Here is a 22,405-nt window from a genome sequence, read left to right as displayed (position 1 = left end):
GGTAGGTTCATCAGGACCAATTCTACCCGGGTAGACTTCTGAGGTTTCTTCAATTCATGGTTACATCGGAAAATGCCTGAATATCTTGATAGATAACATACGGTTCGGGATCGATACGTTCACCAGTTTCAGAATCTGTAGTCATCGCCAACTCCACATCTTCTGCACTCAAAAATTCGAACTTTTCGTTTCCTGTAGCTATCGCATAGATTGACTTCCGCGGCATCATTCCCTGCTTTCCATTTGGAAATGTCACCAATTCTTCTGAATTCGGGATGAATTGTCGGACGATAATGGCGCCCACTGGTGAGGAAATACCCAAACCAATAGCTCTGCGCAATTCCAAAGCATGTTCTTTGTCATAGCCAATGTCACCGTTTGCGGCAATATCAAAGGTCTGCGCTTCACCAATGGAAATAACCGTGACCTGTTTTTTTCCTGGAATCTTCAGAATAACATCGATCAACATAGCCGATTTAGATTTCATATTAAACCCTCTAAAGTAAGCTCAATTTGCCCAGTAAAACTGCATAGTTAGGCTTGTGGTTCAGGTACGGAGATACAGCATCACTTAGACATCGTTTTGATTGCTTCAACAAATTAACCAATTTCGCTACTTGTTCTTGTGCGAATTCCAATATTTTCTCTACTCGGCTGTTCGTTGAAGAAACACTATCGTCTCACACAAGCTGCTTATGTCAACCTGTGGATCTCCTTCTGAAAAAAGAGTGTGCGCCAACACGTTTACGCCTAATTGACGATAATTATTGTTAATTCACCAATCCAAAAGTCCACCCGGGTGGACTTTTGGATTGTTTTTATGTTAACTTTTTAATTTATCAATTACAAAGTCCATTTTGGTGGACTTTTGAATTGTTATTTTGTCAATTTCAAAATCCATCCCGTGGACTTTTTGTAGAACCAACAGTACCTTTTCTCATGGAGTCTCCTTTTTTGTTTTTGACCCTATTAAATGTCTAGTGAATTGAGGGGAGTCCAATGGAAGAATATCAAAAAATAAAAGATTTTCTTACTGATGACACGCATTCATCTGGTCAATTTTGGATGCGCGTCAACACCAAAACGCTTACGTCTAATTGACGAGAATGAGATAGAAGTTAATAATTTCTCAACTCAAAAGTCTACCCGGGTAGACTTTTGAGTTGTTATTGCGATAATTTTTCAATTTAACAATTGCAAAGTCCATTTTGGTGGACTTTTTGGTTGTCAATCTGTCAATTAGTACCTGCTGAATTAGAGAAAGTCCATTAATTGGCAATTCACTAATAAGAAAAATTCGCGCTATTTTTCCGCATTAAAAATCAAAGCTGAAACCTAGCGAACGCAAATCGATAGACAGTGGTGGAATATTTTTATGATCTTGAAATAGATTCCCTGGCTCTTCTTGCTCTACAGTTTGTGCTAAGTCAGGGCTTACATTCGCATTAGATTTTTCAGAAGTTATCAATATTAATTCGTTGATTGCCATCCCTGACTCCTCAAGCGATACCCCTAAGCTTGCAAATTTTTTCAGCATTCTTGACCGCGTCTGACGGTTGTGAATTGGAAGCAATTTGTTATAGAGGTTAGGGTTTTCAATTTCACAAATAGTCACAAACATGCGGATAGGATCCCTCATTTAAGCCTCTCAAAGTTACTTAATATCTAGTTGTATTTTCCCTCGCCAATAAAAAAATAAATGGCATATGTGAATGGCGAGGCCGTTTTGTTGATCCATGTTACTCATTTATGTGTCGTTCTAGATGCGAAAAGGACGGCGAATTTGGGCTCCTTACAAACTTTTGTAGTTTGTTCTGAGAGTACTTACGGCTGTAATTCCAACAGTCCGAATTGTTTAGAGAAAACTTAGACCGTTTAGAAGCCATGACCTGCACCCTAATTTGGTACCGAATTAATTTCTAGTCCTCAATTAAAAACCTTCTGTAAATAGTTTGATTGATGTTGCATAGGTTCTAAACATTTTCAGCCATGTTGCCGTGTGCGACATAAGGTGTCGCACTTTGCCTAGATGCTTGATCCCACAAAGCTTGCATAACAATTCTTTCACTGAATCACAGCAGCAAATTCGCAAATACGAAAGTTGAAATTTTCTGATTAGCGCGTCCATTTGATTGGGCTTGATCGAACTTTGATCATTCACGTTTTTTAGAGAGAGACTCGATTACTTGATACAGGATCGGTTTTTGGTTGCGATGATTCTATTGCACATCTAGTTGGTACTTCGGATGACGCAATTCAAAAAAAGTGATGAATGAGGCGAAGCTTGCGTTCTTAAATGAAGTGTCTAAGTTGCTTTAGTTGGCTAAAAAGAAGGGCCTTGTTTAACATGCCATAAAGTAGTATCACCAGATTATTTCACATAAAGCTCTAAGAAGGGTAGGCATTCATCCTGCATGAAAATGATGACGACTAAATTCTTGATTAACGCGGAAGAGCGAAATTCTCTCGTGGCAGAAGAGCTCCTTCAACTCAGTCCATATGACGATAATCGTCCGTTTGTCCTAGGTCTGAATGCACGGCCATTGGCTGCGCTATTTGACGCAGCAATTTGTGGTAGCAGAGTATATGAACTAATGAAAATTTCCCGCCCCGCAGATTTATTTCATTACTTGTATCTCGATTTTGTAGACATAGATCCGAGCATATTGAGACATGTTCAAAATTTCTTCGGGCCGCGTGCCAGATTCGATGTTATGCCATTTCTTGGTGGAATGAAGTTCCTAGAATTTGATCGTTGTTTTAGCTCGAATGATGATGGGCCGGCGCTTTTCTGCAGATGTTGGCTCGAACATCGAGAGAGCGATTTTTGGGATCTCAAATTGCTTGCGCTGCTTGATTTAACAAAGAGAGTACAGCACCGTTTGCGCCTGGTAGATGACTTATTGCTCAAGAATGAAATAAGTTTGATTGACGATCACAAACATCGTAGAGATTTTTTAGTGAAAGTCGAGCGCATCAGTGAACGCGAGAATACGATAAGCCTCACGACCAGTCTGCCGTTAGACCTATATCAAACGATTGTCTCGCTAGTAAAAGAGAATAAGGTAAATTCAGTTTCTTGCCCATTGACTGATTATGCACTTTGGCGTTTTTTAGTCGAAGAGCAAATGCGTCGAGCACAATCACTTGGTCAAGAACCTTCTAATGCTCTCTTTTTAAGTGGTTGTGGGGGGGGAACTGATTGGGGCACGGCGGATTGGGGGGGGGATGTGCATGTTCTCGATGAAGGGGTGTTTTCCTCTGAACTCTTTATCAAACCAGATTGGCACAATTTCCGGCGAGAATTTGCAGGGATAGGTGGCAGTCTTCACCAAGCATCATATACAAGTGCCTTGCATTACATGCTTACAAAAGAGGATTTTGGCGAACTTGAATGTGCAATTCGGACTGAAATAGGTGACTGGATCCTCTATGAGAACAAAGTTAGACTAGTATTTTCGTCCTCCCCTTGATGTAAGCAATCTTCGTCAAGATCTGTGTTTTGATAACGGTTAATTATGCATTATTTTTTCCATGTCCCATATAGCGGTATGCCTTGCCTCAAAATGTCGCTTTTCATTTGGGTAGATAAATCAAGTCGGTGAATCGGCGTTTTCTTGAAATTTGATTCGCTCTGTTCATCGGGAGAATTTCTTGTTGCATACTCAAACGTTTCTGTTGAAACCAATTTTCCCTCGTTGAAAATACGCCAATGATCCCCTTCTGGGCGTAGATAGTGTCCTATCGATCGGCACGAAATAGTTGTGATGTAAGGAAGTGTGCTCCACTCTTTCGCCAATTTCGTAAAATATTTGGGTAAGATGTTATCGTAAAATCTTTCCATGCCGCTGCGTTTGGCAGTCATGAAACGTGCACATTGCTGTGCAGCTGTTGTCCAACCGATCGCTGAACAGTTTTGTAACGATGCTATATACAAGGCAAGACGCATGCCAAGCTCATGCCAGCTACGCTGAAATGGCGCAGTTGGAACTTGACCTTCACCTTTTCCGTAGCCAACGATTTTGCCATGGGCGTGCCAATCACTTTGCAGTTCCTCGATGAAAAATATTTTTTCATTATTCTCTCCGCATCGAATACTGGTCCTGAGGTGAAGAAATACATTCTGAACATCGAAATGGGTCACGTAACCAAAGAATTGATCCGGGCGGAACACGAATAGATATTCGCAATATGACTTTGCATCGGGGAGGGTAAACCCAGCCCATTTGTTTCGGCTAACAATAGGCCCGCACCCAGGAAATCGTTCGGAAGCATGCTGACGCGCAAATAGCATGGCAGCTGCTTCGGAGATGAACTCCAAACGTGATGGGCTAGCGCTAACAATCTGATTGCGATCGTCTAACAATAACCAAACTTGGGGGCTAGGAAAAAGGGGGGACACTACTGTGTAAGCCATGAGCTTATAATTAAAACTCGGATTTCGAAAACAGATAATGCCGATTCCATCTCTTGGTTTTAATTTTTTCGGCAAGGCAGCTCCCTTGATTTTAATGTCGCAAGATTCAAACTCGACACTTGGTCTATACCGTATTTTTCCCTCCGTACAAATTGTAGGAATACGGTCGTTCAGGTTAAGTCGTTTTAGGACATCGCTTTTCATTATGATGTTTTCTGCAGAGAATAGCGAAAGCCAGCTATTTATTTCAGAGTCGAATATCTCTTCGTTTGATACCCCTTGGTGTATGAGATTCTTGATAGTGTTCGTCCAATGTGAAGCGGTTGCCCGTTCTTGCTTCATTGATTCGATTGCTTTTACGAGGGGAGAGAAAAATGGTATCGGCGTTTTGGGAAGTATTTTCCGGCTGTTGCGAGCGCTGTGCATGATGCATCATTCCTATATGAAGTCGCCTCTAGTGAATCGATATGAGGACGGTCAAGGAGCCCGATTAGACAGAGGTTTTTTCGATTTCTGATCCAGCTACAATCATAAAATTTCAAAATATTTGGGTTTGCGATGGATCCGCCGTGAGGGCAAGAGCGTGCGGCATTCATTAACTCACATTTCGTTATGTCAGACAAAGGATCAAGATTTCTAGCTCCTCATATCGCAGCAAGACATGTATTCATACATATTACATATCTGGGAGATTCGTTCTATTCATCAATACGTTGTGTTTCAATTTCTACCCCTTTCAATGCTGGATACGCTTTCTAAATTCCCTCTCTTCCTCGAAAGTCGGCCGGACCTAAGTCAACTTCCATTCCAACGTTAGTAGCAATGTTTAGACTGCCGACTTTTTCAAAATAGAAGACATTGGATAGTAGTTAGGATAGTCGTGTTGTGCGACGATTTTTGTCGCATGATGGTTCTAAGGTTGACGCTCAAAGAACTTGGTAAATTCTTTTGGGCTTCTCCTAGCTATCGAACAACAACAATTTGGAAAGTAAAAGTTGTCTCCGAAATTAGGGAAAGTCCATGACGACGTTCTGGCATTATTTTCTTGCTAGCGCTAAGCAGGCGTGGCTAGAGTATTGGCTACCAATAAGGTGGCTATTTTCCACAAGGCAGACGACTGTGAGAGAACTGGTCAGAAAAGAGAAGTTGTCGACCCAGTCGATATCGATATGGTGGATTATTGGGACAACACTCACCTCAGCGATGTTGGCGAGTGGAGCCTTTTATCTCGTTGCTTTGTATATTCAGTCTGAAGGCGACGGCGTTTCAGCTCGTAGCGAAGTGACGATGAGTTTATCTGTTGTTTGGACTATATCAGCGTTGAGAATTGGCTTCTTTCTACATCTGAGAAAAGACTAGTTACAAAGCACGGTGTACGACATTGCCTATTTTTAAGTGAAAACTCAATCCGGCATTTTGAACATAAATTGCTCGAACACGACTGGGCCTTTGATATACTCGTCAGCCTTAGCTTGTATGGCTTTGAGGTCTTCCTCAGAGAGTGGCCCATCATCTGGTTCTAGCTTTAAAAAAATTTCATTATATAGCCGTTGAATCGCAATGTGGACTATCTCTTGTTCGGACATAGTGAGCTCCTTTTTTATGGCTCGGAGCTGATCGCATGCTCTGGGATTCAGTGTGATGTTCATCTATCTACTCCCTAAAATAGTTAATGGAGCTGGGTTTACCTTTGCACTAATTCAACAAAAGGACGTTGTGTGTTGTAGGCGCCAAGAAATCGTCAAACTTGGGCGAGGTATTGAGCCGTTGAATAGTGATTAGTCGTTGATGCACAGGTGCCGCATTGTAAATTAAGGCTATATTCGAGCGTCCGGAATTCTCCCAAGGGAGAATTTTAAGACGCCGAATGCATTCTCCTTCTGATGCGCCATCTTTACAGCCCGTAAGCTCAGTATAGACCTACCCAGCAAAGGAACAAGTGATTTGAACAAGATGGACAAACCTAACAAGGAAAAAATCTAAACTAAGTTGAGATCCAACGGAGATACTCCAATCAATTTTAATGCATTGGTCGTATCAGTTGGGGTGACAGCTGCAGCCAATGCCATCCCATAACTAATAGAATCATTTTGTGAAATATATCCCAATCCCATATCGATCGCGAAAGTTTTAGCCACCGTAATTTTGTTATCTAGAAGGTTGGCGACCCATCCAAAATTGGTATCGCCTTTAAAAGTATGAGCTGCATCGAGGATTGTAGAAACGAGTGACCCACGAGTGGCAGTTCCATCGATGAGCTTTCCAGTCCAATAAGCCAACCCGCCAGCATCTGCGCCATCTGTTCGACCAAGAACGTTCTTGTAGACTATGTTAATGAACTCAGCGTTGCTCATATTCGCTCTATAACCAGTCAAGTTAGAGAACTGCACGCCAATGGTATAGAAGGTGTCGGCAATCTGATTGATCGTTTTCCCTTCAGCCAATTGTCCAATCCAATATGCCATACCATCTGCATCAGGAACACGGTTAAAGAACGCCACATACAATTCCATCAGGCGTTGAACGCCTGCTTTCGGCGCATTCGCTGCGATGGCTTGAATTGTCAGGTTCACTGTCATATCAGAAAATTGGAGAGTCTCAACGTTCGTAATTGTGTCAGTGCCATCTATGCCAGTTTTATCTACCACTGAGTATGTTTTTCCTTGGTGGTTTAGATTGTAGTTCGACAATTTTCCACTAAAAACGGCTATATCGATTCCCGCGTCACCATTGATTGAGTCGTTACCTTTGCCTCCAAAAAGCTTATCATTTCCCGTATTGCCTGCTAGGGTATCGTTCCCATCCATGCCTCGTAAAACGCTTCCAATAGCGTTAGCAATTAATGTGTCATTTCCACTTCCACCGGTCGCGTCTTCGATCGTTGTGGTTGGAGAGATCGTTAGATTGGCGCCATTTAAAATTGATGTTGTGGCTTTACTTAGGTCGATTCGATTATTTAAGCCTAACGCAGCTGCATTTATTGTATCGATACCGCCGTCGGTGTCAGTGAGCATTGCTCTCGCTGGATCCGATGTGACTAAGTATGGATATTCGTTTGTATATATGAAGGTATTATCCTTGTTGGCAGCTTTTCCAATTAGGTCAATCGTCCAACTTTCGAACGTCCCAATATCTCCTTTCGCTGCGTCATACACTGCTAATTGCCAGTTGCCAACAGAGTTTTCGCCCCAGTCAAGTACAGTGTCGAAAGTGAAATGGATATTATCCTGACTTGAGCCAATAGCGCTCAAGGCGCTGACAGAAGGTCTCCATAGCAACAAGCTAGAAGTACCAGATGGGGAAGTCAAAATAATAGAGAGATCGCCAACGAAAGGATGGGTAATATTGACCGTGACATCCACTCGCTCTACTGTCATAGGCTCCGTAATGTTAATAAAACCTTTTACGCCAATTTGTCGATCGTTGTCTGGAATCGTTTGGTTAAGCGTTTGACTCGCAATTACTTCTTTGGTGTTCGTTACGGTTTGCGCGGTATTGGTCCAGCCCTGAGCAAGACGTACAGCTGCAAGTGCATCTACCTGGCCGAAACCAGATGAATGTTCGACCGAGTTGTAATGTAGTCCTCCGCCATTCCAATCATGTGCACCATTGGTGCTCCAGGACCCTTTTCCCGTATCGGTTAGGTGTGCTGTGTAAGCAAGAATCTGTTGGACGTCTCTGTATCCCAGATTGGGATTTACCTCTAACATCAATGCGACGACACCAGACACGACAGGAGATGAAAAAGAGGTTCCGTCGACTAGTGCGAAATTATCTGGCCCTCCACCAAGGGCACCGCTTCTATCTGTCGTTAAGATGCTATTAAAATTTCGATCTCCGCCACCGCCTGGAGCGGAAACCAATATCGATGCTCCACTCGTGCTGAAAGGCGAAGCATGTCCAAAATAGTCGGTACCACCAACGGTAATAATGTATCGGCTATTTTGGAAATTATGAAGGTTGGTGTCATCGCCAACTGAATAGGTATTTCCGGCTGACTGAACCACGATAGTTCCGAGTCCGTGGCGACCATTTGTTACTAAATCTTGTAGCGCTTGAAACGCGGGTTGGAATAGTGGACTCTGGGCATTATCTAAGAATGCCCAGTTTGTTCCGGAGTTTAGCAAGTTCCCGAATCCCCAAGAATTGTTTAGGACATCGAGATTTTTTGCATATAAAAACGCATTTTTGATTTCAGTAACGTACCGTGCAGAAATTGAGGATGAAGTATAGATAGATACCAATTGAGCATCGTATGCAACACCAATTTCGCCTTGATCATCCCTCGCCGCAGCTATCACACCAGCAACCCATGTCCCATGGCTATCCGTAGAAAGGACAGGTGAGCCGCCAGTACTCAAATCAAAGGCGTTTCGCCCTAAGCCGAAATTTACGTTCTTTGAAAGGTCTGGGTTCGTTGAATCGATACCTTGATCAAATACCCCAACTTTGACCCCAGCACCTGTTGCCAATTGCCATGCAAGCTCGGCTCGTATCGTGTGTAGATACCACTCAAATGGAAAGCCGCTATCTTGTGGTAAGGTCACCCCCGGCAACGTATCATCGTCTTTTATGATACCCCAGGCGTTATCTGAAATCGTCGCATTTACGGGATGGCTTAAGATCAAATCGAAAACACGATTCGGCTCGAATGATGTGTTTCCAATAATCGGTACAGAAACGCTCGCTGTGCTAGTTCCTGCCTTAAAGGTAACGGTTTGATGCACTAATTGATAATCAACCCCAGCGACGGCAGTTTCACCACCAGTGTCGACTTGGACAGATACATCGTATGGTGTAATGTGTGACAGAGTTAAATTAAAAACCAAGTTTTTTGTTCCAGCGTCCCCCTCCGATATCGAATTTGATTCAACACTAATTTGGGGAGCTTGATTGCTACTTTGAGTTAGGCTTCCATCGCTAGCGACAAAGATAAATGAGGACATTGTCTGCGCTGAGTCAACAAGAAAACCATCGTCTATGTTGGGGGAAGTCCCGGTGTATTCTGCAACGACCATCGTGACGAAATACATTCCCGCTGGTGGATAGTTAATGTATGGAACAGTAGCCGTTATATTGGAAAAATACTGATTCGGCCCGAGCGTTCCATTTGATGGGCCTGTAATTCGGTCAACGGCAATTTTGTAGCCTGTATTAGAGCCATTTTGGTTCCAAGGGGTAGTCGTCAGCCATAATTCAACTCGAAGAGTACCTGTCGTGTCCAATGAGTTATTGTCGATTTCATCGACGTGCAGCGTTACTGTGTTACTTACACGGTTGATGTTGTAAGAGAAATTGCCTTTGAAAACTACGTTACCCATAAATTTTGTCCTGTGCGTTTTACATCATATTGGAACTAAAAATTTCATTTAGATCTATGTGTGTTTCGTTTTAACGGAAAGTGTAGCGTGTCGCTGCCACCCATGAATTTACTCGCTCAGGGGATGACCTTATTTGATCGTATTCATGTTCGGTCCATATTAGGATCTACTCATCCGCAAGTTTCGTGCCACGCTTCAGCGTCGATTTGTCACGATTCTTCATTTGTTTTGCATGTAAAAATAATTCTTACATGTGATTAGCATTTTTTTTGCGTGTTAAATATCAAATTCCACAAACTGATCCGCCATAACAATATTCACGGTAGCGCTAGCACATATTAAAAATAGGCTTAAGAATGTCTGTAGTCATCAGATAGGTAGATCTTTAGAAAAATTTTCGACCATTGACCTTGCCAGTTAGCCTTTATTACATCGATAAAGAACCCAATCTCCGACTTCTCTCCTGCTCGCGCAACCTAATTCACCATAATCCTTATCGGACAACATGTACCGGCAAGGCTTGCCGAACAAGGCGTTGGATAGACTGCCATCCTCTCCCGCTTGATCTTTACGGAAGTTGTGCCAATCTGGTTTGATAAAGAGGTCTGCTCCCGTTGCTCCTTCATAGGGTACGTGTACTATGCCACCCCAGTCCTCAGGTTCATTTGGGTAGTAACGAGTATCTGCGCCAGTGAGGTTCATTTTGTAACCATCTGGCCCGCTTAAGAAAAAAGCTTCTTTGGCTGGCAGGCCACTTTTCTGTGCGCGTCGAATTTGTTCTTCAACTAGTAGGCGCCATAACGGGTAGTCTGTAAATGGACATGACACTGATCTGATATCGTCTTGCTGAATGAGTTGCGCAATTGTCGTAAATAGTGGCTCCGGTAACGTCGACTTCCTGTAGGCTTTATTCTCTAAGAGTGAAAGGCGATCGATTTTGGGAATGAGATCGCGATGATGTTGTCCATGGTCGATCAACTTAATTTCATGTTGGAGTAAGAAATCATCGATTTGTCGAATGCTTTGTTGCACCTCTTTGGTTAGCGAGAGGAGGGTGAGGAGTTTTTTGCTCCAATAGGTGCTTCGACGATGGGAGAGCCAGATTCTTTCGAAGTCTTCATTGTCGTCTTCCATTAGCGTAAAGCATTGGTCAAAGTCTAAGAAGGCAATCCCATTCTCAAAGTTAACCTCTTTGAAGAACTCCTTTGCTTTGATTCTGTTTCTGACAAAGTTCAGTACTCCTTCATCCACATCAATCATCGTTAAATGTAGATATGACAGGATATCGGCTGGACGAGCGATGGTCATTAGTTCATAAACGCGGCTCCCGAGTGCTGCTGCATCAAAAAGTGCCAACAGCGGTCGCGCATCGCAAGCCACGATAAATCGATGCTCTTCGTCGGGACGCTTGCGACTGCGGAAAATACCAATGTCGATTTGTTCCTGTAGACTCAACTGCTCGCGGTGATCTCTCGATATGATCGTGGTTGTAGTTTGCATAGTCTTGATGAAAGCGATTGAGGCCAAGGTTTAGTTAGAGCGGTACCGTCGTCACTACTAGAAAAGCGAATTAGTTCCATGGTTTACGTGATGAAGTGATCGCTCTGATCTCATTGCAAAGGCAAACCGGGGTTGATGTTAGATATCGTTTCGGATATCTTCACTATCCCGTTTTCGACAAAGATCAATAGATCCTCCTCGTAGGTGCTAAAAAACCCCATGTGCACGTAATCCATACAATCCCCACGCGGAACACGAAGTTTGCCGGTGTACCATTCGGCGAATATACGATCGCAGCAACCAGGAAAGATATCGCTTAGCTGTATATTTAGACCTTCAACGGTCTCTCCTTTAATTCCAATAAGATAGAGAGAGTGATCAACGATCTCCCACTTACCGATATAGCCTCGCCAAAGTGCGGTGCAATTGCATTGAATCTTCGGAGCGTATTCTTGATAATGAGGCGAACTTTCTAAAGGTAATGAGAAAAGTCTCATTTCTATACCGTTGTAATGCAACTCTTCAGCAAATTGTGCAGTCATTGTTTGCCTCCTGCTTAGTAAAAAAATGAGCTAATACTTTATTGTTGAGATGCGGCATTTGATGTCGCAATGGAGCCCCTCGAACATATTCCGTTGCAAGATAGTTTTTGACATACTTGGGTTTTCTTTGATATCTCGTTCGATGTAGGCTCAACACTTACGGAACTCCTACATCATGCTGGTTTGTCCTGGGTACAGATGAGCTTCGCGTAAAAAAACACTCTCCAATTTCGTTTGTGCTAATTCGGACTGAGGCATAGCCCTCGCAATATTCGACACAGCCCCATTCATTTTCAATCTGGGCATCAAACGACCATAATTCATCGTCTACTTCAAGATGAGACTTGAACTCTACCCAACAGGAATTTTCATGGCCAAATGGAAGTCGTGGTACCGCATCCAACGGGTCATAGATAAGCTCTGCTGCTTCGATTGTGTCGATGCTGAGCCTTTCGATGAGCTCACTAATCTTTGGTTTAAACACATGCGGTTGTGCTTTGGGGCGTCTTTTAAATCGAATATCTTCAATCGTCCAATAAATGAGCATGGGCGACATTAATAATAGGACGGGGGACAATAAGATAAATTGCGCTATCTTATTAAGGACTGTCTTAGGTGTATTCGCTTCGGTCATGCTGAGCTCTCAAATAAGGTTCTATATTCTTATGGTCGTTGAACTGGGGAATTGAGAATAGTTTTCTCGCCGACGACGACGCCATTTTCGACAAAGATGTGCCACTCTTTTTCATAACGACTGGCAAAACCCATATGGATGTATTCGATGCATTTGCCAAACATGACCTCGAGGGAACCACTGGACCAATGAGCAAAGACGATATTCGGGTAACCTGGGAAGAAGTAGTAAAGCGATACCTTTTCTCCATTTTTCAATGTGCCATGAATACCTATTAAATAAAGGCGACCATCGATGATGGTCCAGTCACCTAGGTAGCCACGCCATAGCCCCGTGCTGCTGATGAGTAGTTCTCTTGCTTTGATATTGAATGATCGGCACCGATTTAAGGGTAATGAATGCATGAGAAGCCCTTTGCCTTGGTGAATGAGCTTCTCACTCGCTTGTGCAGTCATAGTATGTCCTCAAGCTTAGAAATATTTTCATTTCAGATTTTGTTCGAAATGTTTGTTCACTTCGAAATTCAGCTCAGCATAAAAGTCACATGCGACAAGCTTTGTCGCGATGCATCGTTAACCTAGAAATCAAATCAAGCGAGCTTGTTGTTTGAGACTCCAAACGCCCTGAAAGCAGATCATTTTTACGCGTAATAAAACGGAAAATATAAATTCATTTACATGTAAATTTGTTCGTGATTTTTTAGTGCTTCGATAGATGAAAATAAATTGTCAAAAAGCTGCGACAAGCCCTATTCAAAGTTGTTGTCCATGCCATATGATTAGCAGCTATTTTTATTTCGCGTGGATGAAAAGTGCATTAAGTGATGCGCTTACTTTTGGGAGAACGGATGTCTGATGCATTAAAGCGCCACTTTGATATTTTGAAGATGCTGTCAAAAGATAGAGCGCTCAAGACAATTGATGTTCACCAAAAGTTAGAAGCACTTGGACACAGTATCTCTAAACGCACCGTTGAGCGAGACTTGCAGTGTTTGTCGCTGACATATCCTATCGTCACCGATGAAAAAGATAATGCGTTATGGTGGCGCTACGCCCAAGGAGTCGCAATCAACTTGTTTCCAGGTTTGAGTGAAGCGGAAGCCGTGAGCTTTATTATGCTCAAACAACTTGCCGAGCAATTGCTGCCTGAGAGTTTGGCCCAAGATTTGGAACCTTATTTTCAAGAAGCCAAACGCACGCTATCAAGTGGCATCGCCAAAAGTGCAATTCGCTCGTGGCCTGACAAAATTCGCACCGTGCCAGCCAACCAACCATTGATGAAGCCGCATGTGCCATACGAGGTACAAAAAGAAGTGCACGCCGCGCTGCTGCGTGATCATCAATTGCGAGTCCACTACCAGGCCCAAGGTAAGTCAGAGCCTAAAGAATACGTTATCAATCTATTGGGACTAGTCGAACACGGCGCAGCTCAATATTTAGTTGCCAATTTTGAGGGGCACGACTCGGCGCGTATTCTCGCGCTTCATCGTATTCACTCAGCTCAGATGCATCCAACGAAGACTCAAAAATTGAGAGACTTTGACCTTGATGCGTACATAGCATCTGGTGCGTTTGGATTTAGTGGCGATGCGCCTGAAATCCAAGTCGTGCTGCGCTTCTATAACGGGGCGGGGTTTCATCTGAAGGAAACACCGCTATCAAAAGACCAAAGCATTCGTGATTTGGATATGCAGACGTTAGAAGTGACTACTATGGTTCGCGATAATCGGAGATTCCGTTGGTGGTTGTTGGGCTTTGGAGCAGATGTAGAAGTTCTGTCGCCCGACAGATTTAGAAGAGAAGTTGCTGAGCAACTAGCGTTTGCGATGTCCCACTACGACAAATGAAAATCAGGTTGAAGTAATTCGTACTTTTTGTAAGGAGATAAATAGTTAAAGCTTTGATTCGGTAAGTGTTGGAAACTCTTTTTTAATTTACTTAACTTTGAAAAAATGAAGAAAATTGCTTTAGGTGCAGGAATTGCAGCGTTGGTCTTGGGTGCAGGATTTGTGGGATATTCATTTCGTACGCCGGTAAATAAGGATGTGATTGCAGAAAACAAGGCTTCACAAGCTGCTGTGGAAATCGAGAAAAGTCAGTCGGCTAAACCGGTTGAAGAACACTTCATTGAGATTATTAAAGACAATAAAAAAGTCCCTTTGACTCATTCATGGGTGTGGGGTAAATCCTCATTCGAGTCTCTGGTTTTCAAACCGGATTTAAAGGGCGCAATCGTTCCTGGTGAACTGGAAATTCGATCGGCAGTTCAAACTGGTGAGGTACAAGTGATCGCGAGATTCAGCAAGTTCGCGATTCAGCTACCAGTCGAACTGAGTGTAAACAGCAATTGCTTTGATGAAGACGTTGGGATCGTTAAGGGTTGTTATGTTCAGGCCGCCCAGCATGATTTTGATGGCGACGGCAATCCGGAACTAGTTTTCGTTCTTGGAGGTTCCGAATATGGGATCGACGTAAATGTAATTAAATACCATCCGCCAGGTAGCGTCGCTGATGAGGGAAGGCAAGAAAATTGGACATTGCTTGGCAGGTTCTATGGCCAGTTTAAGGTTCAACTAAGTGACAATAGCGTGATTCTTCCAGTTGGATCGCAAGGCTTGTTTGATGAGATGACATTGGTCAAAGGTAAGTTTATCCAAACTAACCTTCAAAATTAATTGGTCGAGTACATTTCGGCTGACGTTCAGCGATCCCGCTTTAACAGAGTAGCTGATTTTGAACGAATTTTTTCGCTTATCTTCGTTTATAACAGGATTGTCGCGGAGTATCGCTGGGGCGGGGCTTTGGCAGGATGCCTAAATAAGTAATTTGAAATAAGGAATTTAACGTGAGTTTGCTTGCAATGAAGTTTGTAGGAATGGCGTTTGCCGTCATGATTTGTTCAGTGTCACAAGCAGCTGTACCTGGCAAGCAGTGTGGTGAACCACCAGAAAAAGAAACCATGAGTCTGTTCCCCGCACTAGGCTATAACGTGGCGGGTAGTGGGCGACTGTACTTTCATGCAGCCCCCAATTTGAACTGTCGCATCGATAATCTATTTGTTATCCCCGGGGATTTATTGGTTGCCCACGAGCAGTTTGGTGAATGGAGTTATGTCGTTTTTGTCCCTAAAAATCAAAACAAGAAAGAAGTGTCTGGATGGGTTGAAAGTAAGCGCCTTAAGTTTATTGGCACGATGGGGAATACAGATGAAAAAGACTTTCCTTTTTATGAGAACGCACAAAAGGCCGCTGAAAAAGGAAAGTTAGGTTCACCTTTTTCAAAGTAGCTTTGGTTTTGATTGTGGTTCAACGGCGCAAGCAGAGGCTTCCCACCAAAACTAACAAGCCCAAGGATTTCGACCTCGACACTTACATCGCTGGCGGCGCATTTGGATTTAGTGGCGATGCGCCAGAGATTGAGGTGGTGCTGCGCTTCTATAACGGAGTGGGATTTCATTTGAAAGAAACCCCTTTGTCGAACCACCAAGATGTTCGCGAGATCGATGATGCGACTTTGGAAGTGACAGCTAAGGTTCTTGATACCCGGCGGTTTCGTTGGTGGTTGTTGGGGTTTGGGGCAGATGATAATGTCATTTCCCCTCAAAGCATTAAAGATTTTGTGATTCAGCAGAGTACTTTAGTTATGGAGAATTCTCCGTTGACATGAATCGAAGACGGCTGAAATGTTTAAATGAATATTGTTTGAATTCTTGAAGCATAACTTGAATTCAGTAATCAGTATAAATATTGATTTTTTCGAATTGAGAAAATGAATTGACCTATTTGAGGAGTAGTAAATGTTAAAGCGTTCAGTTCTAGATTTGAATTTTGTAGAAGGAAGAATATCGTCACCAACGATTGAAGTGAATGTTGAGAGCATCGAAAAAAGTGGAGTCACGTTCTATGAAATCGTCTCGAAGGCTTTGACAGAGTATGCACTTTCCCACAAAGGCGCGGTGTCTACTGTCTATTTGTGCGGTGGAGCAAGTGTAAATTTTGGGGAGTATTCTAGCTCTGAGTTCTTGATTATTCCGAGCAATCCTGGGGTTTTAGAATTCCTGAAAGTTAGATTTGAGCGAATTGTAGGAATACAGTCTAGATTCAGTGACTATATGTATCCATCGGAAGGATTGAAAGCCTTTCATCTCGAAGAGGGTATGCTTTGGGAGCCTGAGGATATGATGAATTGGTATTCATTGGCTGTTGAAAAGAGTCAGTTTAATGTTGAAAGTGATTTGGAAACATCCGCTGTTGGAGACGAATTTTTTACTGATCCTGACGGCTTATTGGTCGAAAGTAATGAATTCTCCGAAGAGGATGATTTTCGATTTATTGTTTCGGCACCTAATCAATCTAAGAAAACGATCAGTTCTAAAACAACTCAAAACGCTAGATATAGAGCCGCACGAAGCGATGCTCGAATTGGTCATATTAAGCGAGAAATTGAACGAGTTTTTGGATTGCCAGTTGGCTCCGTCTCTTTGATTGGACCAGATGGTAGCTCCCTTCGATCGGATGCATTTATTCGTACGCTCCATAAACGGTGGGAGGACTAAGCTTCAAGGCGATCTGTAGTAATGGTTGAATATCCTCGGCCAAGAAAGTCTTGGGTTGAAATAGGGCTAGAAGCGAGCAGGCTTCATTTGTTAAAAATCGACTTGCTGTGGCTTATCAATTTCCAAATGCTGGACTTGATTTGGTGAGGCTCTTTGGTAAAGATGCTTTGCCGGTATAGAAAAACTCAGACTTTTCGAGCCAAGGTAGCTGATGTTTGGTTTGAGAAAAATGTTAAGGTCCACGGCAAAATTTATCGATCGGTCTGGACGATAAGATTGGCGTGAAAATTATTAGTCGCTTACATTAAGTGCTTAGTGGGCGAGGTTGGTGATTTGAAAAATTTACACTATTATGACGTTTCTTGTCTAATTTTCCCAAGTTGCGGCTATGAGTGTGAATGAAAATGCGATTTTGACCATAAAGCAAGTCGCAGACTACTTAAAAGTTACGGAGCGCACAATTTATCGGTTAGCGGCCGCGAAACAAATACCAGCCTTCAAAGTGGGAGGAAGCTGGCGATTTTCGCTCGTTGACATTGACGCTTGGATAAAGCAACAAATTATTCATGGCGATGACGCGTCCGAGGGCGATGAAAATGGCCAATGATCAACGTTATCGGCTGTCATTTACGACAGGTGGTCTTTTCATCGCTGAGACTCCGAGTATTGTTGAAATTTATCTAGACTTGGGTGATTGGAAAAAAGTCAGGGACATGGTTCGCGAAAAGAATTTACTTCAAGTTAGAACGTCTACAGCTTCACTGCGCATAAGCAAGGAGGTCGTCGCTCGGCTCGAATTTTTGACTCAGGAAGAGCTCGAAGAGCTTGTTTATCTCAACTTTCGCGATCTAGGATACTTACTTTGGGTTGCGGTTTGTAGGCGTTACTCCTTTATCCGTGACTTTGCAACTGAAGTAGTGCGCGAGCATTATTTGGTTTTGAGGCGACACTTGCCACTTAGTGATTTTGACGCGTTTCTGAATTCGAAGTCTCTGTGGCATGAGGAGCTTGATAGCATTGCTCCCTCGACGAGTAAAAAATTGCGACAAAATTTGTTCAGAATGTTGCGGGAGGCAAATTTGGTTGATGACAATCTGCATATTCAAGCAGCGATGGTAAGCCCCAGATTAGCGCAAGTGTTGTCGCGGAATGACATTAGTGATCTTCAAGTATTTCCTGCAACCGACAACGATATTCAGCGATGGTTAGCATGAATAAAAAAATAAGCCAGCAGCAGATCTCGGTTCGTTTTGATCACTTAGTTAAAGTGATAAGCAGCCAAAGGTTTCTTCAGATGCGAGGACTGAACAACGATTTGCCATTTTATATTTGCGAGTTCAAAGCATCAGAAACGTTTGAAATGCAGAGGATAATACAGCAGCTCACTACTACCCTTGCCAGTGGCGCAATTGATTGCTTGGGGGGGCGGGGAGTCAAGGTTTTGGAAATCAACCTCTATGATTTGTGTGTAGACCTCCTAAAGGCTCGAGAAGGTAGTAGTCCAGACACAAATTTGTGGGACGAAATACTGTCCATCGAAACTGAAAATGAGAAAGATAGTCTTCTCGAGTTGCTACAAAATGTTCTGAGCATTGAGGATTATTTAATTCCCGCGATCAGAGAACGCATCGATCAGACTGAATATGACGTGTTTTTTTTATCTGGGATCGGGGAGGTTTTTCCATACATCCGTTCGCATAATGTACTCAATAATTTGCAAAGCACAGCCAAAGAAAAACCTACTGTGATGTTTTTTCCAGGGGAGTATCGCTACTCGCTAGAGCAGGGTGCTTCGCTTGAGCTTTTTGGTATGCTTCACGATGACAAATATTATCGAGCATTTAACATATTTGACACTCAGATCTGAGAGGAAAAAAGTTGGAACTTAATCGTATATTTCTAAATCCTGTGAGCCGCCCGATAGAGGGTGTGATTAAAGCTGACGATGAATCAAGCTTACACAATGAATTGAGTGAATATGTACTAACAAATGAAGTTGCTAAACGGTTAGAGCACTTTCTTGATGCGTACAACGATTACCACAGCGCGAACGGTGTATGGGTATCCGGCTTTTTTGGATCTGGTAAATCACATCTGCTGAAAATGCTTGCGGTGTTACTTGAAAACCGTGAGGTCGGTGGGGAACAAGCATTAGAAATTTTTCTTGCCAAGATCCCAATGGGAGATGAGCTCCTTCGAGCCTCATTAAAAAGGGCGATCGCTATCCCATCTAAGAGCATTTTGTTTAACATTGATCAAAAAGCGGACATTATTAGTAAGACACAAGTCGATGCCCTTCTTTCTGTGTTTGTGAAAGTGTTCAATGAGATGTGCGGATATTTCGGCAAGCAGGGGTACATCGCACAATTTGAGCGAGATCTTGACGGCCGTAACCAGTTTGATGCGTTCAAAGATGCATATCTACGTCATGCAAATAAAGCTTGGGAGCGAGGGCGTGAGCAAGCTTTGCTGGAAGCCGGCAATATTGCTAAGGCATATGCTGAAATAACTGGTGAAGATCCAGCACTAACGAAAGGAATTCTCGACAAGTACCGAAGCCAGTATAGTGTTTCGATAGAGGACTTCGGCAATCAAGTCAAAGCATGGCTGGATAAAAAACCTGCAAACTTCCGGCTCAATTTTTTTGTTGATGAAGTTGGGCAGTACATAGCCGAGAACACCAAGCTTATGACCAATCTGCAAACCGTAGCTGAGAGCTTGGCCACGAAGTGTCAGGGACGCGCGTGGATTATTGTTACTGCGCAGGAGGATATGAATTCTGTGCTGGGCGACTTGAGCAAGCAGCAAAGCAATGACTTCACGAAAATTCAAGCGCGTTTTGCCAATCGTCTTAAGCTCACAAGCGCAGATGTCGCCGAGGTGATCCAGAAACGGCTGCTTACTAAGAACGAAATTGGCTCAAAGCTTTTAAAAGAAACCTACGCCCAACAGGTCAACAACTTCAAAACCCTGTTTGACTTTGCTGACGGTGGCCAAGCTTACCAAAACTTCCGGGATGAAGATCACTTCATTTATGCCTACCCCTTTGTACCGTATCAGTTCCCGCTGTTTCAATCGGCCATTCGTGGCATCTCTGTCCACAACGGATTTGAAGGCAAGGCCAGCTCTGTCGGTGAACGCTCCATGCTTGGCGTTTTCCGCGAAGTAGCCATTGCCATCGATAACGAACCAGTTGGGCAATTAGCCACGTTCGACCGCATGTTCGAAGGCATTCGTGGGGCACTAAAAAGTGGCATACAGAGTGCTATCAACACGGCAGAGCGAAACCTGGGTGATCCCTATGCAATCCGCGTTCTCAAGGCGCTTTTTTTGGTCAAGTACGTTAAAGAATTCAAGGCCACACTGCGCAATCTGAGTGTCCTGATGTTGGAACGCTTTGGCGAAGACGTTCCTGCCCAGCGTAAAAAGCTGGAAGCGGCGCTGAATTTGTTGGAGCAACAGACCTACATTCAGCGTAGTGGTGATCTATACGAATACCTGACCGATGAGGAAAAGGACGTAGAAGAAGAGATTAAGAATACGGATGTCGAAACAGCCGATATAATTAAGGAGCTGGAGACGCTGCTCTTCGACGGTGTGATCAAACAGCGCAAGATCCGGCACAGTAACGGCCAGGACTATGCGTACACCCGAAAAATGGATGAGCGGGCAGTGAGCCGGGAGTACGAACTTGCGATTCATATCATTACACCGCTGTCTGATAACTTTGATAACATTGCTCTGCAGCGCATGCAAAGCATGGGCCGGGACGAGTTGCGTGTGGTGCTTCCTGCCGATGCACGCTTCATGCAAGACCTGACCATGCACAAGCGCACGGAGAAATATATCCGTCAGAACAGCAACACGCAGCAAGAGGCAGTCAAACGAATTCTGGACGCCAAAGGATTCCAGAACACGGAACGTCTAAGCGACCTGCAAGTGCGGGCGAAAGCGCTGCTTGGCAAGGCTGCACTGATCATCAACGCAGCAGATATTGATGTCAATAGCGAGGATGGTCAGACACGGGTGCTCAAAGGTTTCGATCATCTGATCCAGATCACTTACCCGAATCTACGTATGTTGCGCGATCTGCCGTTCAATGAAGCAGATGTGGGCAAGCATCTGCGTATGGCCGAAGACGGTTTGCTGGCCAACGACGCCACCAGTCTGACTGAGGCGGAGCAAGAACTGCTCGCCTTCATTCAGAGCAATGCGCGAAGCGGCGTGCGTACCACGGTCAAGAGCTTGATCGAGCGCTTCGAGCGCAAGAACTACGGTTGGTACTACGCGGCTATATTGTGCAACCTGGCCCTGCTCAGTGCGCGTGGCAAGGTCGAGATCCGTCAAGACAGCAATACCTTGGAGGCAGAGGCTCTGGAGCGTAGCCTTCGCAACACCAACGCTCACGCCACACTGGTCCTGGAGCCACAGGTGGAGTTCACGGCCTCACAAGTACGCACACTCAAAGAATTCTTTGCCGACTTCTTCGACAAGCCTGCCGCTAGTAACGAGGCTCGGGCATTGGCTCGCGAGACGATCGATGCCATCAAGGATCTGGAAATTGAGCTGGTCGAGCTGAACGCTCAACAAGCCCTGTACCCATTCTTGAATGTATTGGATGCCGTTCTGGTCACTTTGAAAGAAGTATCCGAGAAGAACGTCAACTGGTTCCTGACCGATCTTGCCCGAGCAGAAGATGCACTGCTGGACACCAAGGAAAAACTGGTTGACCCGCTGCGCCGCTTCATGAAAAGCCCGCAAAAGGCTATTTTTGATCAAGCTCGCCAACTCGTTGCTGAACAAGAGGATAACTTCGCCTACGTTCCCGCGACTGAAGTTGAAATTGTGCAGGCCCTGTTGGTCGATAAAAGCCCATGGCAAGGCAATCGACTGCAACAAACCAAGCCACAACTGGATGCGTTGCAGCAGAGTATCGCTAATCAACTAGCCAGCGAAAAGGCAACCGCAGCCAACCGACTGGATGAGCTTGGATTGCGTCTTCAAGCCACCGACGAATACGCCACCATAAATCCAGACGACCAAGCCAGACTTTCAAAGCCTTTTATCGAAGCGGGGCAAGTGCTGCAAGGTCAGAAACGGATCGCCATGATCCGCGATCAGTTACGTCACTTTGAAGATGAACGCTATCCACAGTTGTTGTTGCAACTGGAAGGCTTGGCCAAGCCAAAACCCGTTGCGCTGCCCCCGAACATTCCCAACGACACCACTCCGCCAGTGGAAGGCGGTAAGCCACAGGCAACTGCGCCCACGTCTGTCGTTGCTGAGCCTCGCTTGGTGCCAGCGCGCACCATCAAGATCGGGTATCCAAAGCCCTGGTTGGCCAACGAGGCTGAGTTGGACGAGTACCTCAAACAACAGCGTGAAGCCTGGCTGAAAGAGATTCAGGCCGGCAACCGCGTACAGGTATGAGAAGAGA

At 44.1% G+C, this 22,405-nt stretch carries 20 protein-coding genes; 11 read left to right on the top strand and 9 right to left on the bottom strand.

Features of this window, described 5'->3' with window-relative positions:
• Nucleotides 1-49: 49 nt before the first annotated feature.
• Both H8K36_RS09360 and H8K36_RS09355 read right to left on the bottom strand, forming a co-directional pair.
• A complete protein-coding gene (locus H8K36_RS09360) occupies nucleotides 50-487 on the bottom strand; it encodes a hypothetical protein (RefSeq protein WP_186915923.1) in 438 nt (145 codons plus the stop codon).
• Nucleotides 488-1,315: 828 nt separating this feature from the next.
• A complete protein-coding gene (locus H8K36_RS09355; protein WP_186915924.1) occupies nucleotides 1,316-1,639 on the bottom strand; it encodes a hypothetical protein in 324 nt (107 codons plus the stop codon).
• A gap of 775 nt (nucleotides 1,640-2,414) precedes the next feature.
• Between H8K36_RS09355 and H8K36_RS09350 the strand changes: the two genes are divergently transcribed.
• Complete coding sequence (locus tag H8K36_RS09350; protein ID WP_186915925.1) at nucleotides 2,415-3,473, top strand: hypothetical protein; 1,059 nt, start codon at nucleotides 2,415-2,417, stop codon at nucleotides 3,471-3,473.
• Between the two features lie 50 nt (nucleotides 3,474-3,523).
• Here H8K36_RS09350 and H8K36_RS09345 read toward each other — a convergent pair whose 3' ends face one another.
• Complete coding sequence (locus H8K36_RS09345; protein ID WP_186915926.1) at nucleotides 3,524-4,843, bottom strand: hypothetical protein; 1,320 nt, start codon at nucleotides 4,841-4,843, stop codon at nucleotides 3,524-3,526.
• Nucleotides 4,844-5,437: 594 nt separating this feature from the next.
• Here H8K36_RS09345 and H8K36_RS09340 point away from each other — a divergent pair.
• On the top strand, nucleotides 5,438-5,776 hold the full coding sequence (locus tag H8K36_RS09340; protein ID WP_186915927.1) for a hypothetical protein: 339 nt from the start codon (nucleotides 5,438-5,440) through the stop codon (nucleotides 5,774-5,776).
• Between the two features lie 44 nt (nucleotides 5,777-5,820).
• Here the strand turns inward: H8K36_RS09340 and H8K36_RS09335 are convergent, their stop codons facing one another.
• The 6 genes from H8K36_RS09335 to H8K36_RS09310 form a co-directional block, all read right to left on the bottom strand.
• A complete protein-coding gene (locus tag H8K36_RS09335) occupies nucleotides 5,821-6,003 on the bottom strand; it encodes a hypothetical protein (RefSeq protein WP_186915928.1) in 183 nt (60 codons plus the stop codon).
• 393 nt (nucleotides 6,004-6,396) lie between these two features.
• Nucleotides 6,397-9,738: a S8 family serine peptidase gene (locus tag H8K36_RS09330; protein ID WP_186915929.1), complete on the bottom strand. Its 3,342-nt coding sequence runs from the start codon at nucleotides 9,736-9,738 to the stop codon at nucleotides 6,397-6,399.
• Nucleotides 9,739-10,155: 417 nt separating this feature from the next.
• Nucleotides 10,156-11,238 carry a hypothetical protein gene (locus tag H8K36_RS09325; RefSeq protein WP_186915930.1) on the bottom strand — a complete coding sequence of 361 codons (1,083 nt, stop codon included), beginning with the start codon at nucleotides 11,236-11,238 and terminating at the stop codon, nucleotides 10,156-10,158.
• 110 nt (nucleotides 11,239-11,348) lie between these two features.
• Complete coding sequence (locus tag H8K36_RS09320) at nucleotides 11,349-11,780, bottom strand: hypothetical protein (protein ID WP_186915931.1); 432 nt, start codon at nucleotides 11,778-11,780, stop codon at nucleotides 11,349-11,351.
• A 157-nt stretch (nucleotides 11,781-11,937) separates the two neighbouring features.
• Complete coding sequence (locus H8K36_RS09315; RefSeq protein WP_186915932.1) at nucleotides 11,938-12,414, bottom strand: hypothetical protein; 477 nt, start codon at nucleotides 12,412-12,414, stop codon at nucleotides 11,938-11,940.
• Nucleotides 12,415-12,443: 29 nt separating this feature from the next.
• Entirely contained in the window at nucleotides 12,444-12,869 is a 426-nt protein-coding gene (locus tag H8K36_RS09310) for a hypothetical protein (RefSeq protein ID WP_186915933.1), read from the bottom strand.
• Nucleotides 12,870-13,261: 392 nt separating this feature from the next.
• Here H8K36_RS09310 and H8K36_RS09305 point away from each other — a divergent pair, with 392 nt between their 5' ends.
• The 9 genes from H8K36_RS09305 to brxC all read left to right on the top strand — a co-directional run bounded on the left by H8K36_RS09305 (nucleotide 13,262) and on the right by brxC (nucleotide 22,398).
• Entirely contained in the window at nucleotides 13,262-14,260 is a 999-nt protein-coding gene (locus H8K36_RS09305; RefSeq protein WP_186915934.1) for a helix-turn-helix transcriptional regulator, read from the top strand.
• 105 nt (nucleotides 14,261-14,365) lie between these two features.
• A complete protein-coding gene (locus H8K36_RS09300; protein WP_186915935.1) occupies nucleotides 14,366-15,088 on the top strand; it encodes a hypothetical protein in 723 nt (240 codons plus the stop codon).
• 170 nt (nucleotides 15,089-15,258) lie between these two features.
• On the top strand, nucleotides 15,259-15,699 hold the full coding sequence (locus tag H8K36_RS09295; RefSeq protein WP_186915936.1) for a hypothetical protein: 441 nt from the start codon (nucleotides 15,259-15,261) through the stop codon (nucleotides 15,697-15,699).
• A 14-nt stretch (nucleotides 15,700-15,713) separates the two neighbouring features.
• A complete protein-coding gene (locus tag H8K36_RS09290; protein WP_186915937.1) occupies nucleotides 15,714-16,079 on the top strand; it encodes a helix-turn-helix transcriptional regulator in 366 nt (121 codons plus the stop codon).
• 130 nt (nucleotides 16,080-16,209) lie between these two features.
• A complete protein-coding gene (locus tag H8K36_RS09285; RefSeq protein WP_186915938.1) occupies nucleotides 16,210-16,968 on the top strand; it encodes a hypothetical protein in 759 nt (252 codons plus the stop codon).
• A gap of 388 nt (nucleotides 16,969-17,356) precedes the next feature.
• Nucleotides 17,357-17,575, top strand: a complete 219-nt coding sequence (locus H8K36_RS09280) for a helix-turn-helix domain-containing protein (protein WP_186915939.1) — start codon at nucleotides 17,357-17,359, stop codon at nucleotides 17,573-17,575.
• Nucleotides 17,565-18,182 (top strand): DUF1819 family protein, encoded by a 618-nt coding sequence (locus tag H8K36_RS09275; RefSeq protein ID WP_186915940.1) that lies wholly within the window; start codon nucleotides 17,565-17,567, stop codon nucleotides 18,180-18,182. The genes H8K36_RS09280 and H8K36_RS09275 overlap by 11 nt, the downstream gene beginning before the upstream one ends.
• Nucleotides 18,179-18,835, top strand: a complete 657-nt coding sequence (locus H8K36_RS09270; RefSeq protein ID WP_186915941.1) for a DUF1788 domain-containing protein — start codon at nucleotides 18,179-18,181, stop codon at nucleotides 18,833-18,835. The genes H8K36_RS09275 and H8K36_RS09270 overlap by 4 nt, the downstream gene beginning before the upstream one ends.
• An 11-nt stretch (nucleotides 18,836-18,846) precedes the next feature.
• Nucleotides 18,847-22,398: a BREX system P-loop protein BrxC gene (gene brxC / locus H8K36_RS09265; RefSeq protein WP_186915942.1), complete on the top strand. Its 3,552-nt coding sequence runs from the start codon at nucleotides 18,847-18,849 to the stop codon at nucleotides 22,396-22,398.
• Nucleotides 22,399-22,405 lie beyond the last annotated feature (7 nt).

The sequence above is a fragment of the Affinundibacterium nitidum genome, from assembly GCF_014284155.1.
Classification (GTDB): Bacteria; Pseudomonadota; Gammaproteobacteria; order Burkholderiales; family Burkholderiaceae_D; genus Undibacterium; species Undibacterium nitidum.
This window is presented reverse-complemented; position numbering and strand designations above follow the sequence as displayed.

Bases quoted from the DNA above. Each gene is read 5' to 3' on its own strand.
- H8K36_RS09360 (WP_186915923.1), bottom strand. From the start codon at position 487: ATGAAATCTAAATCGGCTATGTTGATCGATGTTATTCTGAAGATTCCA.
- H8K36_RS09355 (WP_186915924.1), bottom strand. From the start codon at position 1,639: ATGAGGGATCCTATCCGCATGTTTGTGACTATTTGTGAAATTGAAAAC.
- H8K36_RS09350 (WP_186915925.1), top strand. From the start codon at position 2,415: ATGAAAATGATGACGACTAAATTCTTGATTAACGCGGAAGAGCGAAAT.
- H8K36_RS09345 (WP_186915926.1), bottom strand. From the start codon at position 4,843: ATGCACAGCGCTCGCAACAGCCGGAAAATACTTCCCAAAACGCCGATA.
- H8K36_RS09340 (WP_186915927.1), top strand. From the start codon at position 5,438: ATGACGACGTTCTGGCATTATTTTCTTGCTAGCGCTAAGCAGGCGTGG.
- H8K36_RS09335 (WP_186915928.1), bottom strand. From the start codon at position 6,003: ATGTCCGAACAAGAGATAGTCCACATTGCGATTCAACGGCTATATAAT.
- H8K36_RS09330 (WP_186915929.1), bottom strand. From the start codon at position 9,738: ATGGGTAACGTAGTTTTCAAAGGCAATTTCTCTTACAACATCAACCGT.
- H8K36_RS09325 (WP_186915930.1), bottom strand. From the start codon at position 11,238: ATGCAAACTACAACCACGATCATATCGAGAGATCACCGCGAGCAGTTG.
- H8K36_RS09320 (WP_186915931.1), bottom strand. From the start codon at position 11,780: ATGACTGCACAATTTGCTGAAGAGTTGCATTACAACGGTATAGAAATG.
- H8K36_RS09315 (WP_186915932.1), bottom strand. From the start codon at position 12,414: ATGACCGAAGCGAATACACCTAAGACAGTCCTTAATAAGATAGCGCAA.
- H8K36_RS09310 (WP_186915933.1), bottom strand. From the start codon at position 12,869: ATGACTGCACAAGCGAGTGAGAAGCTCATTCACCAAGGCAAAGGGCTT.
- H8K36_RS09305 (WP_186915934.1), top strand. From the start codon at position 13,262: ATGTCTGATGCATTAAAGCGCCACTTTGATATTTTGAAGATGCTGTCA.
- H8K36_RS09300 (WP_186915935.1), top strand. From the start codon at position 14,366: ATGAAGAAAATTGCTTTAGGTGCAGGAATTGCAGCGTTGGTCTTGGGT.
- H8K36_RS09285 (WP_186915938.1), top strand. From the start codon at position 16,210: ATGTTAAAGCGTTCAGTTCTAGATTTGAATTTTGTAGAAGGAAGAATA.
- H8K36_RS09280 (WP_186915939.1), top strand. From the start codon at position 17,357: ATGAGTGTGAATGAAAATGCGATTTTGACCATAAAGCAAGTCGCAGAC.
- H8K36_RS09275 (WP_186915940.1), top strand. From the start codon at position 17,565: ATGGCCAATGATCAACGTTATCGGCTGTCATTTACGACAGGTGGTCTT.
- H8K36_RS09270 (WP_186915941.1), top strand. From the start codon at position 18,179: ATGAATAAAAAAATAAGCCAGCAGCAGATCTCGGTTCGTTTTGATCAC.